We start from the raw sequence: 15,702 nt of genomic DNA on the forward strand, positions 1-15,702 counted from the left end.
GCCACGGGGACGTACGCGGCGCCGGCCCCATCAGTAGGTTCCTGTCACCACACGTCGCCGTCGCGCCAGTCGCAGATCAGCGTCCCGGCGCGGTGCAGCGGTGCGCCGCCCGGCACCTCCCGGACGAAGGTGGCGTCGTCGTCCTCCTCGGTGCGGGTCACTCCGGACGGCGCGAGCACAGCCGTCGTGCCGGGCCAGGGGGTCCAGCCGCGGGCCACGTACAGCGCCCGCCCGGCGTCGGAGGTGGAGAGCGCGCCCAGCTGGTAGCCGCCGTCGATCACCCGTTCGGCCGCCGCCATCACGGCCACGCCCAGCCCGCGCCGCTGCCGGTCCGGATGCACCGCGACCGCCTCCACGTAACCGCAGCGCCACGAACGTCCCTCGAACAGGAAGCGCCGCTGCACCACCGAGGCGTGCGCGACCGGCACGCCGTCCTCGGCGATGAGGAAGTGCACGCCGCCGAGCGCGTGATCCCAGTCCTCGTCACCGAAGTCGCCGTCGAAGGACAGGTCCAGCAGTCGCCGGATCCCGCTCCGCTCGGCGCCGGTCAGGTCCGCCGTCATCAATGTCCGCACCGGATGCACGTGATCAGCTTGCCCCATCGGAGCGTCCCGGGTGGACGACCAGCGTATTGACCATGATCGGGTGCCCCGGTTAGCGTCTCTCACCTCGCCGAAACACGGATTTGGAACATGGCACGCGTCGGGGGAGGGTCCATGTCCGCGGAGCTGAGCGTTTCACGTGTCTCACGCGAGTGCCGGTCTCGGTGATCAGCCAGGACGACTTCATCTGGTTCACCAGCCAGGCCGCGCGGGTCTACCAGGTCGAGGAGGAGGCCATCGCGGCGGCGGCGGCCAGGTTGGAGCCCTCCGGCCGGCGACGGCACGCCCGGGAGATCCGCGAACTGCACATCGCCCTGATCAACGTGGCGGCGGCGCACCAGTGGTGCCGTGCCGGCTGCGAGACGTGCGTGGCGATCCGTGAGTCGGTGACGGTGGCGATGGCGGTGCTGCGTACCGAGATCGACAGCCAGTTCGAGCAGATGATCGACGCGCCGGCCCGCGGGGTGGCGCTGCCGTCGGCCGGCTCGTGGGCCGAACCGACGACCGGCGCCGTCTACCGCAGCAGCACGGAGGACTGACCGGCGCAGGGCGACACCAGCTCGGCGGGGCCGCCGGTGTGGATGGTGAAGAGGCGGGCGCCGAGGTCGTACATCTTGTCGCGGTTCTCGGTCTGGCGGTGGTGTGCCACCGCGCCGGAGTGGCGTCACGGTGTCTTTGGGCCGACAGCCGAGCATCATGCGGGAGGTGTGTATGACTGCCGAGATGGTCGCACCGGCCTGGATGCACGAGCAGGTCACGGCTGAGCAATACGCGACGTGGACAGCGGAGCAATGCGCCGGTATCGAGATCGTGGACGGGATGGTCCTCGTGAGCCCGCGCCTCCAAACGGCACAACCGCCTGGCCAGACTTCTGGCCAATGCCCTGGACTCTGCTGCCGGCCCCGATTGGAACGCTGACACTGACTTCGACGTCCGGCTCCAGGACGTGCCGTTGAACAACCGTCGTCCCGACGTGACGGTCTACCGGGCGGACACCATCGACGTCACTCCGACACGGCCCGAGCATGTGCTCCTGGTTGTGGAGGTGGTTTCTCCTGGTTCGGAGACGACCGACCGGATCGTCAAGGCCGATCAGTATGCGAGAGCCGGGATCCAGTTCTATTGGCGCCGGCTTGCAGCGGTCGCGCAGGATGCCGAGTTGGCGTTCGACGGCTTCGGTGTCGGAGAGGTTGGCGAGGGCACTGACGCCGGATCGAGGACGGCATACTCCAAGCCATGATCAACAAGTTCGGGCTGGAATTGCCGTCTGGCCCGGTGCGGTACGCCAGAAAGGCACTAGGCGGAAATTTGTCTGCCGAAAGGCCCGCAGGAAAACGCCGCCCGGCGGCTGCTCCCGAAGGCCACGGAGGTGCGCGACGAAGAAGGTGACCTTCAGGATCGCCGTGCGGAAGCGATGTTCGCGCTGGTCCCGGATGTGGGGAACGCGGCCGCGCGCGCGATCCGGCAGTCGGCGAAGGGCTGATCAACGTACTGCTGACGAGCCCTTCGCCGCGGTGGTCACGCGTTGAGTTTGTCGCGCCAGGCGAGGAACTCGCGGAGCTCGGTGAGGTCGGGGGTGGGGCCGCCGGTTCCTATGGTGAACAACCGGGCGCCCAGCTCGTACATCCGGTCCCGGTCCTCGGTCTTGCCCGCCACCGAGATCTCGATCTCGGAGACGTCGCGGCCGACGTCGGCGCAGTGCTGTCCGAGGATGCCGAGTTTGCGTTCGAGGGTCTCCGGGTCGGAGAAGCTGTGCCAGATGTTCGCGTGCTTGGCTGTCAGGCGCAGGGTCTTCTTCTCGCCCCCGCCGCCGATCAGGACGGGGATGTCGCGGGTCGGCTTCGGGTTCAGCTTCTCCCAGCGGGACTCGATGCGGGGCAGCGCGGTGGCCAGGTCGTCGAGGCGGCCGCCGGCGGTGCCGAATTCGTAGCCGTACTCGGTGTAGTCGCGTTCGAACCAGCCCGAGCCGATGCCGAGGATCAGGCGGCCTTCGGAGATGTGGTCGACGGTGCGGGCCATGTCAGCGAGGAGGTCCGGGTTGCGGTAGCTGTTGCAGGAGACGAGAGCGCCGATCTCGACCCGGGACGTGGACTCGGCCCAGGCGGCCAGCATGGTCCAGCACTCGAAGTGCAGACCGTCCGGCTCGCCGCTGAGCGGGTAGAAGTGGTCCCAGTTGAAGAGGACGTCCAGGCCGAGGTCCTCGGCCTCGGACGCGGTGCGGCGGATGGTGGCGTAATCCATGTGCTGCGGCTGCAACTGCAGGGCGATCCGAACCGGCCTATCGATCATGCAGCGGAGCTTACGGGTGCGGAGCCCGCCGGTGGTGGTGGTCAGCCGCAGGTGCCGTCGAGTTTCTGCGCGATCGTGGTGAACTCGCCGTTCAGGAACGCCTCCGGGTCGCCGGACCGGGAGGCCCGGGTGAGGTCGCCGGCGATCGCGTCGACCGCCTGTCGCTGGGCGGGGTCGGTGCTCTGCTCGCCGGCGGTGGTGATCTGGCCGGCCATCTCGGCGAACGTCCTCTGCATACCCGCGCGGGCGTCGGCGCCGTCGCCGGTCGCGTACTCGGCGAGACGCAGCGCGCCCGACGTGAGCACCCCGTGGACGGCGCTGCACACGTACGCCGGCTGACCGGCGGAGGCGGAGGGCGCCGGCGCGATGCTCACCGGGACCGGCAGCGAACCTGGCGCGACCTCGATCTCGCAGCCGGTGGCCGCCAGCAGGCAGGCGGCGAGCACGGCAGTTCCGAGGACGATCCTGCCCAGGGCGGTCCTGCGGCGACGTCGCGGCACGGCATTCCCTTTCGTCGATCGACGGTACGTCGGGGGAGCATAGTCCCTCGCCGGACGGGTGGTCCGACACCTTTGCGGGAGCGGGAAGTTAGGTAGCAATGTGTCCCATAACCCCAAAAACGGTAGAATGCTGGTCCGGCGGGGGCTGATCGTCGGGATCGCGACGATGCTCGTCGCGGCCGGCGGCACCGCGTTCGCCGAGATCGTCTCCTCCGACCCGGTCACCTCCCCGTCCTTCAACGGACCCGTCTACGCGGTCGCCTACCGGGGCGACACCGTGTACGTCGGCGGCAACTTCACCAAGGCCGTGGTGAACGGGCGCAGCGTGCCCCGGACCCGGCTCGCCGCGCTCGACGCCCGCACCGGCGCGCTGCTCGACTGGAAACCCACCGCGGACGCCAACGTGCGGGCCCTCGCCGTCGACGGTGACGTCGTCTACGCCGCCGGTGACTTCGACCGGATCAACGGCGAGACCCGCGACGCGATCGCCGGCATCGGCGCCACCAGCGGCGTCCTCACCTCCCTGCGGCACGCCGTGCTCGGCCAGCCGAACGCGCTCGCCACCGGCAACGGCAAGCTCTACGTCGGCGGCCGGATCAGCTCCGTCGACGGGGTGCCCCGGTCCAACCTGGCCGCCTTCACCATCGCCACCGGCGCCCTCGACGCCTGGGCGCCCACCACCGACGACACCGTGAACGCCCTCGCCGTCACCGGCGACCGGGTCTACCTCGGCGGCCGGTTCCACCGCACCAACGACGTCAGCTCCACCCTGCGGCTCAGCGCCGTCGACCCGGTCACCGGCGTCCTCGACCGGGGCTTCACCCCGAAACCCGTGTCGCAGGTGTTCGCGCTCGCCGCCCACGCCGACGGGGTGTACGCGGCGCTCGGCGGCCTCGGCGGGCGGGCGGTGTCCTACACCCGGACCGGGCAGACCCGCTGGACCCGGGTGTTCGACGGCGACGCCCAGGCGGTCGCCGTCCTCGACGACGTGATCTACGTGGGCGGGCACTTCGACAAGGCCTGCACCACCACCAACAACGGTGCCCGCGGCATCTGCACGGACGGGTCCGTGGTGCGCGGCAAACTCGCGGCCGTCGACCGGGAGGGCAACCTGCTCGAATGGTCCCCGCAGGCGAACGGGGTGGCCGGGACGCGGCAGCTCGCCGCCAGCGCTCCGCTCGGGGCGATCAGCGCGGTGGGGGACTTCACCACGGTCGCCGGGCAGGGGCGGAAGCGGTACGTGGCGTTCACCGGGGTGACGCCCCGGGAGGAGGCGGCGGCCAGCGATCACGTGGCGGCGTACAACTTCGACACCACCATCGCGGACGGGACCTTCGACGACGGCTCCGGCCACGGGCACCTGCTGCGGGCGGTCACCCGCAACGGCGGCGTACCCAGGCTGATTCCGCACGGGACCGGGCAGGCGCTCAGCTTCCCGGAGAAGTGCGCGGGCGAAGCCTGCCCGCGGCTCATCCTCCAGGCCGGCGACACCCCCGACCTCAACCCGGGCAACCGGCCGCTCCGCTACGGGGCCGGCGTGCTGCTCTCCCCGGCGGAGACCGGCCGCGGCGAGAACATCCTGCAGAAGGGCTACTCGACCGGCGGCGGCCAGTACAAGCTGCAGGTCGACGGGCTGTCCGGCAAGCCGAGCTGCGGGATGAGCGACAAGGTCGGCACCACGGTGTACGTGGCGCGCAGCCGCACGTCGGTGGCCGACGGCAAATGGCACTCGCTGGAGTGCCGGCGGACCGGGCCGACCCTGGCCATCCTGGTCGACGACCGCCTCGAGTCGAGCGTGGCGGTGCCGGTCGGGCTGGCGGTCGAGACCGGGCAGCCGTTCACCGTCGGCGGCAAGGGCGTGGGCGCCAACAACGACCAGTTCCACGGCTCGCTGGACGACGTCTGGGTGCACATCGGCTGAGGGGCGCGGCGGCGGCCCGGACGGGAGCGCGTGTGCCGGTCGGAGGTCCGGCACACGCCACTTCCGCACCGCCCCGGGGAGGGCGGCGATGCTCCCGCGGCGCCGGGGAGCGGGGCAACCCGGGGCGGATCGGACCGGCGAGGACGGCGCCGGCCTCTCCGGGGTGACCCTCGGCGGCGCGGAATTGAAGGTCATCGTTGCAGCCATGTTGCGCGAGTGCAACAGCCGATGAGCGACTCGTTAACTCCCGGCGGCGGTCAGGGGTCGTACGCGGGCTCGGTCACGCCGTCGGCGGGCGCCGGCGGATGCTCCAGAATGCCGCGCCGACCAGCACCGTCAGTGCCACGCCGCCGAGAACGAGCAGCCACACCACCGGCTCGCCGCCGTCCCGGGCCGGGTCGGCGTCGGCCGGGGCGTCCGCTGTGGAGGTGGATCGCAGGGCTGCCCGGTCCCCGGACGGCGGCGCCGGCGCCGGTGCCGATGCCGATGCCGGCGCGGGTGCCAGGGCCAGTGCGAGAACCGTGGCGGCGGCGATCGCCGCGACATGTCGTCTTGTCTCAACCGCTGATGAGTGCCTCACGCTCTTATGAACGTTGACTGGCGTCGATCGGATCGACCGGATCGAGTCGAGCTGTCCTCCCCGGCTCGGCCAGGGACGGGCACTGTCCGCAGAATCAGCCCTGCCGGGGAAGGCGCGCGGCCACCAGGGCGCCCACCGCCAGGATCGCCGCGCCGGTCAGGACCGCGGGGACCAGGCCGTCCACGAAGTCCTGGTGCGAGGCGAACCCGCCGTACGTGCTGAAGATCGAGGAGAGGGCGGCGACACCGGCCGCGACACCGAACTCGCGGATCGTGTTGTTGGCGCCGGAGGCCACACCGCGGTCGGTCTCGCTGACGCTGGCCAGGGTGACCGTGCTGATCGGGGCGAAGGTCAGGCCCATGCCGACACCGGCCAGCAGGAAAGCGCCCACCAGCCGGCCGTAGGTGACGTCGGTCGTGGTGACCAGGCCGATCCAGAGAATGCCGGCGGCCAGGAACACCTGACCGGCGACGATCAGGTTCCGCATGCCGATCCGGGCGCCGAAGATGCCGGCCAGCGGCGCCACCACCATCGGAGCGGCGGTCCACGGCAGGGTGCGCAGGCCCGCGTCGAGCGGGCTGAGGCCCTGCACCACCTGGAAGAACTGGGCGAGCAGGAACACCGCACCGAAGGCGCCGGCCGAGAAGGTCAGCGTGACGACGTTGACCAGGCTGAACGAACGGGACCGGAACAGGCGCAGGGGCAGCATCGGCGTACGGTTGCGGCTCTGCCAGAAGAGGAACCCGGTGATCAGCGCGACGCCCGCGCCGAGCATGACCGGCACCCTGCCGGTGGTCCAGCCCTTCTCCGGGCCGTCGACGACACCCCAGACCAGCAGCAGCATGCCGCTCGCGGACAGAGCCAGGCCGAACGGGTCGAGCCGGCGGGCGCCGCCGCGCGACTCGCCGAGGACGGTGGCCGCCAGGACGAGCGCGGCGACACCGATCGGGACGTTGACCCAGAAGATCCAGTTCCAGGTGAGGCCCTCGGTGACGGCGCCGCCGACGACCGGGCCGACGGCGACGCCGAGGCCGGTGATGCCGCCCCAGATGCCGATCGCGGCGTTGCGCAGCCGATCGGGGACGGCCTGGGCGAGCAGCGTCAGTGACAGCGGTGCGATGGCCGCACCGCCGAGGCCCTGTACGGCGCGGGCCGCGGTGAGCTGCCAGGGTTCGGTGGCGAGCGCGGCGGCGGCCGAGGCGGCGGTGAAGATCGCGATGCCGGCCAGGTACATCCGGCGGCGGCCGAGGCGGTCGCCGAGCGCGGCCGCGGTGAGCAGGAAGGCGGCGAACGGCAGGGTGTACGCGTTGACGAACCACTGCAGGTCGGAGATGGAGGCGCCGAGTTCGGTGCGGATGACCGGCAGGGCGGTGCTGACGACGAGGTTGTCCAGCGCTCCCATGAAGGCCGGGATGCCGACGGCGGCGATCACCAGCCCGAACGGGCGGGTCCGGGGCCGGGCCCCGGTCGGCGGGCTGGACGCGAGTGCGGTCACTACTTCCCCCTGAAGGCTGCGAAGCGCAAAGTTGTTATCCACTGATAACTAAGTACGGTAAGCATCGGCTGATAACCTGTCAACGTGACCCGGATCCGCCTCACCGCACAGGAACGCCACGCCCAGCTCGTGGCGGCCGCCGTCAGCGCCTTCGCCAAAGGGGGATACGCGGGGACGACGACCGACCAGGTCGCCCGGCTGGCCGGAGTCTCCCAGCCGTACGTGATCCGGCTCTTCGGCTCGAAGCAGGAGCTGTTCCTGGCGACCGTGGGTCACGCGGCCGACCGGGTGCGGCAGATCTGGCTCGCCGCGGCGGCGAAGAACCCGACCCTGCACGGGCTCGGCATGGCGTACAAGGAGCTGCTGGCCGAGCGCGACCTGCTGGTCGTGCTGCTGCACGGGTACGCGGCCGCCGCCGACCCGGCCCTCGGTGAGGCGGTCCGGCGGTGCTACGGCGAGCTGTACCTGCTGGTCCGGGAGCTGACCGGGGCGTCAGCCGAGGAGGCGCGGGACTTCTTCGCCTCCGGGATGCTGATCACCGTGCTCGGCGCGATGCAGGTCCTCGGCCCGGACGCGGTCGCGCCGCAGCCGTGGATGACCGACCTGCTCGGCACCCTGCCCTACGGGAAGCAGAACCCCTGACAGGCAGCCGCGACTACATGTTGTGCCGGGTGTAGGCGGGTTCCCGCCAGCCCAGCATCGCCTCGGTCATCCGGATCGCGTCGACCGCGGCCCGCACGTCGTGCACCCGCATGATCCGGGCGCCGCGCAGGATGCAGAAGACCACGGTGGCCAGGGTGCCGGCCAGCCGCTCCTGCTGCGGGCGGTCCAGAGTCTCGCCGATGAAGTCCTTGTTGCTGAGCGCCGCCAGCATCGGATAGCCGATCGCGGCGATCTCGTCCAGCCGGCGGGTGATCTCGAGCGAGTGGTGGGTGTTCTTGTTCAGGTCGTGGCCCGGATCGATGATGATCTGGTCCGGGCGGACACCCCGGGAGAGCGCCAGCTCCACCTTCTCCCGCAGGAAGGCGCTCACCTCGGCGGTCACGTCGCCGTACTCCGGCCTCGGATAGAGGGTGCGCGGCGCGGCCAGGCTGTGACAGATCACCAGCTGGGCGTCGGTGCCGGCGACCGCGTCGGCCATCGCCGGGTCGCGCAGGCCGGAAGTGTCGTTGACGACCCCGGCCCCCGCCCGGATCACCTCGCGGGCCACCTCGGGGCGGAACGTGTCCACCGAGACCACGGCCAGATCGCGGGCCGCCTCGACGACGGGCAGCACCCGGTCCAGTTCCTCGGCGGCGCTCACCTCGGGGCCGGGAGCGAACGGCACCCCGCCGACGTCGATCCAATCGGCGCCGTCGGCGGCTGCCGCGCGAACCGCCTCGACGGCGTTCTCCAGTGCGAAGGTGCGGCCACGGTCGTGGAACGAGTCCGGCGTGCGGTTCACGATCGCCATCACGGCGACCCGGCGGGAGAAATCGAAGGTCCGGCCGCCGATGACCCGTGGGCCGCTGTGCTCACTCACGGGACGGACCCTAACAGGCGGCCCCGGGAGGCCATACGTGAAGAAGACTCGGGAGTACGCCCTACCCGTGTTGATGGATTTTAAAGATCGCGATTTCGCGCCATTCATCACAACAGGAGATGAATCGACCGACCGTTCCCAGGGTAGCCAGGGGTCGTGGGCACATCGGCCAACACCCCTGGAGGAACCATGAGTGACCGTGCGTCAGATCCGGTCGGAGTGCCGCCCCAGTCGGCCTACGACCCCGAGTACCCCACCGCCACCGGCACCACCGCCACCCCGGCGTACCCGGTGACCGAGCCGCGCCACGCCGCGGGCGAGGAGCAGTCGAAGCCGCGCCAGGTCGCGGAGCAGGCCCGTGAATCAGCCGGGCAGGCAGCCGCGGACGTCAAGGACACCGCCAAGGAGCAGGCGCAGCGGGTGGGTGCCGAAGCGCGTACCCAGGCACGCACCGTGGCCTCGGAGGTTCGCGGCAAGCTCAGCGACCAGGCTCGTGGCCAGAACCAGCGCCTGGTCGGAGGCATCCGGCAGGCCGCGGACCAGCTTGACGAGATGCGCGGAGACCGGCAGGACTCGCCGGCCGCCGCCGTGGTCTCCCGCGTCGCCGAAGGCGGCCGCCAGTTCGCCGACTACCTGGACCGCCACGGCCCGGACGGTGTGCTGCGCGAGGTCGAGGACTTCGCCCGCCGCCGGCCCGGCGCCTTCCTGGCCACCGCCCTGGCCGCCGGCTTCGTCGTGGGCCGGCTCGGCAAGAGCATCGCGAAGGCCGACGAGAACGCCGGCAAGCCGAACACCGACACCTTCAGCTCCGGCTACGACACGCGCTCCGGCTACGACACTCAGCGGACGCAGGAGACCTACCTGGGCGACCCGGCTGCCGAGCGCGTCGCCGGATACGAGGCCGGATACGTCACCCCGGCGACCACGGCGGCCCCCGGCACGTCGACGACAGTGACCACCGAGTACGCCGCCACCGGCACCGGCACCCCCGCCGTGGTCGAGGAAACCTACCGGCCGGGTGAAGCGGAGCGCCGGTCATGACGACCCCCTACCGCGATCAGCACGACGAGCAGGTCGCCGAAACCTCGATCGGCGACATCATCGGCAACATCAGCAACGACCTGTCGCAGCTGTTCCGTCAGGAAGTCGCCCTCGCCAAGGCGGAGATCCGCCAGGAGGCCACCAAGGCGGGCAAGGCCGCGGGCATGCTCGGCGGCGCCGGTTTCGCCGGCTACCTGGCCATCGTGCTGTTCAGCTTCGCGCTGGTCTTCGGCCTCGGGGAGGTCATCCCGCTCGGGTGGGCGGCGTTCATCGTCGCCGTCGTGTGGGCCGCGATCGGTGCCGTTCTCTACGTCAACGGCCGCAAGAAGCTCAAGACCGTCGACCCGGTGCCGCGCCGCACCACCGAAACTCTCAAGGAGGACGCCCAATGGCTGAAGAACCCGACCGGCTGAGGCAGGACATCGAGAACACCCGGGCCACGCTGACGCGTGACGTCGATCTGCTGGCTGAGAAGACGAGCCCGCGCCAGGTCGCCCGGCGGCGCTGGACCGCGGTGAAGGAGAAGGTCATGGGCAGCACCGAGCAGGCCCGGTACACCACTCAGGAGAAGACGTCGCAGCTCAGCGACAAAGCCTCCGAACTGAGCGACCGGGTGAGTGACAAGGCTTCGGACCTCAGTGACAAGGCCACCGAGAAGGCACACGACGCCGCCGGCGCGGTCCGTTCCGCCCCGCGCGCCGTCGCGGGCCAGACCCAGGGCAACCCGGTCGCCGCCGGCATCATCGCCTTCGGCGTCGGCCTGCTGGCCTCCTCGCTGATCCCGGTGACCGACGCCGAGCGCCGTGCCGGCCAGCAGCTCAAGGACCACAGCGGCGAACTCACCGACAAGGTGAAGGACATGGCGACCGAGATCAAGGACGATCTGGGCGGCACCGTTCAGCAGGCTGCCGGGCAGGTCAAGGAGACCGCTCGCGACGCCGCGCAGACCACCAAGGAGACCGCCACCTCCAACGCGCAGGACGTCCGCGACCAGACCAAGCAGGCAGCGACCTCCTGACGCTCGCCGAGAAGACGGGCCGGCCCGCGGGGCCGGCCCGTCTTCGCGTTTGTGGCGGCGGCACGCGGGAATCGCCAGCACCATGACAATCGGAACCGTGAAGCTCGGATACAAGCTCGCCGCCGAGGCCTTCGACCCCAAGGAGCTCATCCGCCAGGGAATCCGGGCCGAGCAGGCCGGCTTCGACTTCGTCGAGATCAGCGACCACTACCACCCGTGGCTCGACGTGCAGGGTCACTCGCCGTTCGCGTGGAACGTGCTCAGCGCGCTCGCTGTGCAGACCCGCACCCTCGGCCTCGCCACCGGCGTGACCTGTCCCAGCGTCCGCTACCACCCGGCGATCGTCGCGCAGGCCGCGGCGACCCTGGCGATCATCTCGGACAACCGGTTCACGCTCGGCGTCGGGTCCGGCGAACGGCTCAACGAGCACGTGGTCGGGCAGGGCTTCGGCAGCGTCCGGGAACGGCACGACCGGCTGCGCGAGGCGCTGGAGATCATCAAGCTGCTCTGGCAGGGCGGCTACCAGTCCTATCAGGGCAAATACCTGCAGCTGGAGGACGCCCGGGTGTTCGACCTGCCGGACCGGCTCCCGGACATCGCGGTCGCCGCCGGCGGCAAGGCCGCCGCCGAACTGGCCGCCACCCACGGCAGCGGACTGTTCGCCACCGAGCCGCGCGCCGACCTGGTCACCACGTTCACCGAAGCAGGGGGCAGCGGGCCGAAGTATGCCGAGGTGCCGGTGGCCTGGGCGCCCACCGAGGAGGCGGCGCTCGCCGAGGCACACCGCACCGCCCGCTGGTCGGTCACCGGCTGGAAGGTGATGTCCGAACTGCCCAACCCGGCCAACTTCGAGGCCGCATCCGCCACCGTCACCCTCGACGACGTCGCGAAACAGTTCACCGCCGGCCCGGACCCGCAGAAGTACGCCGAAGCCGTCAAGCAGTACACGGACGCCGGATACGACCACGTGGTGCTGATGAACGTCGGCCCCGACCCGGACGGCTTCTTCGACTTCTTCGCCAAGGAACTGCGTGAACGGCTGACCGCCCGGTGAACGAGCAGATCACCGTCGTCGTGGCGACCCGCAACCGGCGTGAGCGGCTCTTCGAGACACTGCCGGAACACCGGGCCCCGGTGATCCTCGTCGACAACGGCTCCGACGACGGCGGGCCGGAGGCGATCCAGAGCGCCTTCCCCGCCGTCGAGGTGGTGCGGCTCGGCGAGAACCGGGGGGCCGCGGCCCGCAACGAGGGCGTGCGGCGGGCGGCCACCCCGTATGTCGCGTTCGCCGACGACGACTCGTACTGGTCTGCGGGGTCACTTGCCCGGGCCGCCGCACTGCTGGACCGCCATGACCAGCTCGGACTGGTCAGCGCCAAGGTTCTCATCGGCCCGGAGGGCCGCCTCGACCCGGTCTCGGCGGCCATGGCCGCCGCGCCGATCGGCACGCCCCCCGGCGCGCCCGGACCTTCGGTCCTCGGCTTCCTCTCCTGCGCGGTGGTGGTCCGGCGCGAGGCGTTCCTCGCGGTGGGCGGTTTCGAGCCACGCCTTTTCGTGTACGGGGAGGAAGCGCTGCTGGCGATGGACCTGGCCGCCGCGGGCTGGTGGCTGTGCTACGACCCGACGCTGGTCGTGCGGCATTTCCCGCAGCCCGCCGGGCGTGACCGCGGTGCCCGGCAGCGGATCGAGGCACGCAACCGGATGCTGACCGCCCTGCTGCGCCGTCCACCGGCGGTGGTGGCCCGGACGCTGGCGTCCGCGCTGCGGGAATGCCCGGCGGCCGGATGGGACGTGGCGCGGGCGCTGCCCTGGGCGATGCGGCACCGCCGGCGGCTGCCCGCCCACGTCGAGGCCGATTTGGCCAAGCTGGCCGGCGCCTAACCCCGGCTGTAACCGGGGATCTGGTTGCGCTGGGTGGCGCCGGCCGCCCAGTGCGCGACGTCCAGCAGCGCTGCCAGCACGACCCAGAACCAGTCCCAGCTGTTCAGGCCGATCCCGGGCGTGTAGAGGACCACGTAGATGAGGGTGGCGAACGGGAAGAAGAGGATCCCCAGCAGCGGAAAGAGCCAGGTGTCGAACGCGGCGTTCACCATCGCCGGCCGGGCGATCCAGATGATCAGCAGGCCGAGTCTCGGGAACACCCCGGCGAAAAGTGCGAACAAGCAGCCCATGGCCCGGATTCTCGGTCCGGCGCGGGCGGCCGCGAATCATTCCCCGGGGATGATTGCCAGGATCTGCTCGCGCAGGATGTCGGCGTGCCCGCAGTGCTGGGCCAGCTCCCGCAACACGTGCAGGTACACCCAGCGCAGCGGCAGCGGCCCACGCCGGTTGCCGTGCACGACGTCGTCGAGGCCGAGCGGGGCGGTCGCCCGGCGGGACGCCTCGCACGCCTCACGGTGCGCCTGCTGAACCGAGGCGATGGTGTCGCCGTCGTTCAGGATGAAACTCTCGTCGGCTCCGGCGGGGATGCCGATCTCGGCGCGGGACCGGCAGGTGATCGCCTCGTCGAACCAGACCTTCTCCACGACCGTGGCGTGCTTGACCAGGCCGAGCAGGGTGGTCCGGGAGGTCACCAACCGGCGGCGGGCCTGCTCCTCGGTGAGGCCGTCCAGGCAGTCGGTGAGCATGCCGCGATGCTCGTCGAGGAAGGCGTCGAACTGGGCGCGCAGCGGCTCACTGAACTGTGGGTCAGCCGGCGATGGATCAGGGGACACGTCGGGCACCGGACCCACAGTAGGCCCCGTTCGATCAACTCGCTGCTGCCAGGATGAGATCGACGTCGGATCCCCAGGCACTCAGCACGTCGCCGTGCCCTCGCTGCCGAGCCAGTTCCGTGACCGCCGGGAACAGCGTGAGGGCGCTGGTGGGCAGCCGGGCCGGGGCGAGCGCCGCGTTCCACTCGCCGGGCAGTGGATGGTTCGCCAGCTCCCACGGCAGGTACCTGTTGTACGGCCGCAGCCTGCCGTGCAGGGCGAAGACGGTTTCCAGCAGCCAGGGCAGCGCTTCGATCTCGTCCAGGCGGGCGAGTTCCGGTGACCCGTCGCGGGCGTTCTTGACGGCCCGGTAGAGCTGGTTGACGTACGCGTCCAGCATGCTGCGGGCGGCCTCGGCGGACTCCTCGGCGGTCGGCGTCGCCTGCCGGTCGACCAGCGCGGCGATCTCACCGTCGAGCCGGTCCAGGAGCACGCGCGCACCGCGGAACCCGTAGCGCCGCCAGTGGACGGAGGTGTCGGCGAGGGCGTCAACGGTGCACACGCTCTCGTCCAGCTCGCTGGTGCGGACCCGGTGCCGCCAGGACACCTCCTGGCCGGCGACCACGATGGTCACGTCGACGTCGGAGTGTGCGGTGGCGAGGCCACGCGCGTGCGATCCGGTGAGGATCACTCCGCGCACCGCCGGATCGGCGGACGCCCGGGCGAGGACGGTGTCCAGGACGGCCATGCCGAAGGTCTAACCGCCCGGGCGCGACGCGGGCAAGCCGATTTCGGCCCACGCCCGGTGATGGCAGGCCGGTGCGCGCAGGCACCGCGCCGTCACCACCCGGACGGTGGCGCCTCGATGTGGACGGCTTTCGTCACGGTCATCTCGTCGAGCAGCTCCGGTCCGTACCCGAAGCCCTGGCCTGACCCGCGCCGCGGATGCGCGGCGCCTCCCGGCGCCCCGCCGAAGACCGCGTTGATCTTGACGGTGCCGACCGGCAGCTCGCGCCAGGCGCGCTGGGCGTGGCTCATCGAGGTGGTCAGCACGGTGGCGGCCAGCCCGTACGGCGAGTCCGCCGCCCGCGCCAGTGCCGATCCGAACGAGTCCACAGTGACCACCGGCGCGACCGGCCCGAACGTCTCCTCACGCACCACGGTCATGTCGTCGGTGCAGTCCGCGAGCACCGTCGGCGGGTAGTAGGCGCCCGTCCCGGCCGGGACTGTCCCGCCGCAGAGCAGCCGCGCCCCGTCCCGGACCGCCGCCCGCACCTGCTCGTCGACGCCGTCGCGCAGCCGCCGGTCCACCAGCGGGCCGATCTGCCCGGCCCACTGCCCGGCTTCTGCGACCAGCGCTTCGAGGAACGGCTCCACGACGTCGCGGTGCGCGTAGATCCGTTCGACGGCCACGCAGATCTGCCCGGAGTTGACGAACGCGCCGAGCGCCACCTGCTGCGCCGCCCATGCCGGGTCCACCCCGGCGTCGACGATCACCGGGTCGCTGCCGCCGTTCTCCAGCAGCGCCTTCGCGCCGGTTCGCGCGCACGCGGCGGCGATGGCCCGGCCGGTGGCGGTGGAGCCGACGTGGGCGACCACGTCCACCTCGGCGCCGGCCAGGGCGGCGCCGACCGGACCGTCGCCGTTGACCAGCGTCAGGACGCCCTCCGGCAGGTGCGGGGCGAGCAGCCGGGCGAGCCGCCAGCCGGTGGCCGGGGTGCGCTCGCTCGGCTTGTGCACGACGGTGTTGCCGGTGACCAGGGCGGCGCCGAGCAGTCCGCAGGAGACCGCGACCGGGTCGTTCCACGGAGTGATCACCGCGACGACGCCGCGGGGGCCGTACGCCATCAGGTCGATCGCCTCGTCGTTGCCGGCGAGGGCGCGGCCGCGGTGCACCGGGCCGAGTTCGGCGTACTGGCGCAGGGTGCCGACGCCGGCGCCGATCGAGTCGCGGGCGCCGTCGACCGGCTTGCCCATCTCGGCGGCCATGATCTCGGCCAGTTCGTCCGCGGCGGCCTCAACCGCGTCGGCGGCGGCGTGC

The 15,702-nt window shown here is 71.4% G+C and carries 20 protein-coding genes; 9 read left to right on the plus strand and 11 right to left on the minus strand.

Annotation, left to right across the window (positions count from 1 at the left end):
• Positions 1-44: 44 nt before the first annotated feature.
• Positions 45-575 (minus strand): GNAT family N-acetyltransferase, encoded by a 531-nt coding sequence (locus tag AB0F81_RS44885; protein WP_360209299.1) that lies wholly within the window; start codon positions 573-575, stop codon positions 45-47.
• A 179-nt stretch (positions 576-754) separates the two neighbouring features.
• Between AB0F81_RS44885 and AB0F81_RS44890 the strand changes: the two genes are divergently transcribed.
• Positions 755-1,141 (plus strand): hypothetical protein, encoded by a 387-nt coding sequence (locus AB0F81_RS44890; RefSeq protein WP_360209302.1) that lies wholly within the window; start codon positions 755-757, stop codon positions 1,139-1,141.
• Here AB0F81_RS44890 and AB0F81_RS44895 read toward each other — a convergent pair.
• Entirely contained in the window at positions 1,117-1,251 is a 135-nt protein-coding gene (locus AB0F81_RS44895) for a hypothetical protein (RefSeq protein WP_360209304.1), read from the minus strand. The genes AB0F81_RS44890 and AB0F81_RS44895 overlap by 25 nt on opposite strands.
• A 234-nt stretch (positions 1,252-1,485) precedes the next feature.
• On the opposite strand from AB0F81_RS44895, the gene AB0F81_RS44900 reads away from it, so the two are divergent.
• Complete coding sequence (locus AB0F81_RS44900; RefSeq protein ID WP_360209347.1) at positions 1,486-1,842, plus strand: Uma2 family endonuclease; 357 nt, start codon at positions 1,486-1,488, stop codon at positions 1,840-1,842.
• A gap of 278 nt (positions 1,843-2,120) precedes the next feature.
• Here AB0F81_RS44900 and AB0F81_RS44905 read toward each other — a convergent pair whose 3' ends face one another.
• Both AB0F81_RS44905 and AB0F81_RS44910 read right to left on the minus strand, forming a co-directional pair.
• A complete protein-coding gene (locus AB0F81_RS44905) occupies positions 2,121-2,891 on the minus strand; it encodes an LLM class F420-dependent oxidoreductase (protein ID WP_360209306.1) in 771 nt (256 codons plus the stop codon).
• Positions 2,892-2,932: 41 nt separating this feature from the next.
• Positions 2,933-3,391 carry a hypothetical protein gene (locus AB0F81_RS44910; RefSeq protein WP_360209309.1) on the minus strand — a complete coding sequence of 153 codons (459 nt, stop codon included), beginning with the start codon at positions 3,389-3,391 and terminating at the stop codon, positions 2,933-2,935.
• Between the two features lie 127 nt (positions 3,392-3,518).
• Here AB0F81_RS44910 and AB0F81_RS44915 point away from each other — a divergent pair, with 127 nt between their 5' ends.
• Positions 3,519-5,312 (plus strand): LamG domain-containing protein, encoded by a 1,794-nt coding sequence (locus AB0F81_RS44915; protein ID WP_360209311.1) that lies wholly within the window; start codon positions 3,519-3,521, stop codon positions 5,310-5,312.
• Between the two features lie 280 nt (positions 5,313-5,592).
• Here AB0F81_RS44915 and AB0F81_RS44920 read toward each other — a convergent pair whose 3' ends face one another.
• Both AB0F81_RS44920 and AB0F81_RS44925 read right to left on the minus strand, forming a co-directional pair.
• The gene (locus tag AB0F81_RS44920) at positions 5,593-5,892 is read right to left on the minus strand and encodes a hypothetical protein (RefSeq protein ID WP_360209314.1); all 300 of its coding nucleotides are present in this window, start codon (positions 5,890-5,892) and stop codon (positions 5,593-5,595) included.
• A 94-nt stretch (positions 5,893-5,986) separates the two neighbouring features.
• The gene (locus tag AB0F81_RS44925) at positions 5,987-7,387 is read right to left on the minus strand and encodes a DHA2 family efflux MFS transporter permease subunit (RefSeq protein ID WP_360209316.1); all 1,401 of its coding nucleotides are present in this window, start codon (positions 7,385-7,387) and stop codon (positions 5,987-5,989) included.
• 84 nt (positions 7,388-7,471) lie between these two features.
• Here AB0F81_RS44925 and AB0F81_RS44930 point away from each other — a divergent pair, with 84 nt between their 5' ends.
• The gene (locus tag AB0F81_RS44930) at positions 7,472-8,029 is read left to right on the plus strand and encodes a TetR/AcrR family transcriptional regulator (RefSeq protein WP_360209318.1); all 558 of its coding nucleotides are present in this window, start codon (positions 7,472-7,474) and stop codon (positions 8,027-8,029) included.
• 13 nt (positions 8,030-8,042) lie between these two features.
• Here the strand turns inward: AB0F81_RS44930 and folP are convergent, their stop codons facing one another.
• Entirely contained in the window at positions 8,043-8,909 is an 867-nt protein-coding gene (gene folP, locus AB0F81_RS44935; RefSeq protein ID WP_360209321.1) for a dihydropteroate synthase, read from the minus strand.
• A gap of 189 nt (positions 8,910-9,098) precedes the next feature.
• Here folP and AB0F81_RS44940 point away from each other — a divergent pair, with 189 nt between their 5' ends.
• From AB0F81_RS44940 to AB0F81_RS44960, 5 genes are all read left to right on the plus strand, one after another.
• Complete coding sequence (locus AB0F81_RS44940; protein ID WP_360209323.1) at positions 9,099-9,950, plus strand: hypothetical protein; 852 nt, start codon at positions 9,099-9,101, stop codon at positions 9,948-9,950.
• On the plus strand, positions 9,947-10,363 hold the full coding sequence (locus tag AB0F81_RS44945; protein WP_360209325.1) for a phage holin family protein: 417 nt from the start codon (positions 9,947-9,949) through the stop codon (positions 10,361-10,363). Before AB0F81_RS44940 ends, AB0F81_RS44945 begins: the two co-directional genes overlap by 4 nt.
• Complete coding sequence (locus tag AB0F81_RS44950; protein ID WP_360209328.1) at positions 10,339-10,968, plus strand: DUF3618 domain-containing protein; 630 nt, start codon at positions 10,339-10,341, stop codon at positions 10,966-10,968. Before AB0F81_RS44945 ends, AB0F81_RS44950 begins: the two co-directional genes overlap by 25 nt.
• Positions 10,969-11,065: 97 nt before the next feature.
• Positions 11,066-12,022 carry a TIGR03557 family F420-dependent LLM class oxidoreductase gene (locus AB0F81_RS44955; protein ID WP_360209330.1) on the plus strand — a complete coding sequence of 319 codons (957 nt, stop codon included), beginning with the start codon at positions 11,066-11,068 and terminating at the stop codon, positions 12,020-12,022.
• Positions 12,019-12,849, plus strand: a complete 831-nt coding sequence (locus tag AB0F81_RS44960; RefSeq protein WP_360209333.1) for a glycosyltransferase — start codon at positions 12,019-12,021, stop codon at positions 12,847-12,849. The genes AB0F81_RS44955 and AB0F81_RS44960 overlap by 4 nt, the downstream gene beginning before the upstream one ends.
• Here the strand turns inward: AB0F81_RS44960 and AB0F81_RS44965 are convergent.
• The 4 genes from AB0F81_RS44965 to AB0F81_RS44980 form a co-directional block, all read right to left on the minus strand.
• A complete protein-coding gene (locus tag AB0F81_RS44965) occupies positions 12,846-13,139 on the minus strand; it encodes a hypothetical protein (protein ID WP_360209335.1) in 294 nt (97 codons plus the stop codon). The genes AB0F81_RS44960 and AB0F81_RS44965 overlap by 4 nt on opposite strands.
• Positions 13,140-13,175: 36 nt before the next feature.
• Positions 13,176-13,691, minus strand: coding sequence for a DinB family protein (locus tag AB0F81_RS44970; RefSeq protein ID WP_360209338.1), 516 nt, complete (start codon positions 13,689-13,691; stop codon positions 13,176-13,178).
• 25 nt (positions 13,692-13,716) lie between these two features.
• A complete protein-coding gene (locus AB0F81_RS44975; protein ID WP_360209341.1) occupies positions 13,717-14,409 on the minus strand; it encodes a nucleotidyltransferase domain-containing protein in 693 nt (230 codons plus the stop codon).
• 92 nt (positions 14,410-14,501) lie between these two features.
• Positions 14,502-15,702, minus strand: a 1,201-nt coding sequence (locus AB0F81_RS44980) for an aldehyde dehydrogenase family protein (RefSeq protein WP_360209344.1), incomplete at its 5' end; no start/stop codon positions are given.

This window comes from Actinoplanes sp. NPDC024001 (assembly GCF_040638955.1).
Lineage (GTDB): Bacteria > Actinomycetota > Actinomycetes > Mycobacteriales > Micromonosporaceae > Actinoplanes.

Coding starts and splice junctions, on each gene's coding strand:
- AB0F81_RS44915 (WP_360209311.1), top strand. CDS start 3,519: ATGCTGGTCCGGCGGGGGCTGATCGTCGGGATCGCGACGATGCTCGTC.
- AB0F81_RS44965 (WP_360209335.1), bottom strand. CDS start 13,139: ATGGGCTGCTTGTTCGCACTTTTCGCCGGGGTGTTCCCGAGACTCGGC.
- AB0F81_RS44905 (WP_360209306.1), bottom strand. CDS start 2,891: ATGATCGATAGGCCGGTTCGGATCGCCCTGCAGTTGCAGCCGCAGCAC.
- AB0F81_RS44950 (WP_360209328.1), top strand. CDS start 10,339: ATGGCTGAAGAACCCGACCGGCTGAGGCAGGACATCGAGAACACCCGG.
- AB0F81_RS44940 (WP_360209323.1), top strand. CDS start 9,099: ATGAGTGACCGTGCGTCAGATCCGGTCGGAGTGCCGCCCCAGTCGGCC.
- AB0F81_RS44945 (WP_360209325.1), top strand. CDS start 9,947: ATGACGACCCCCTACCGCGATCAGCACGACGAGCAGGTCGCCGAAACC.
- AB0F81_RS44975 (WP_360209341.1), bottom strand. CDS start 14,409: ATGGCCGTCCTGGACACCGTCCTCGCCCGGGCGTCCGCCGATCCGGCG.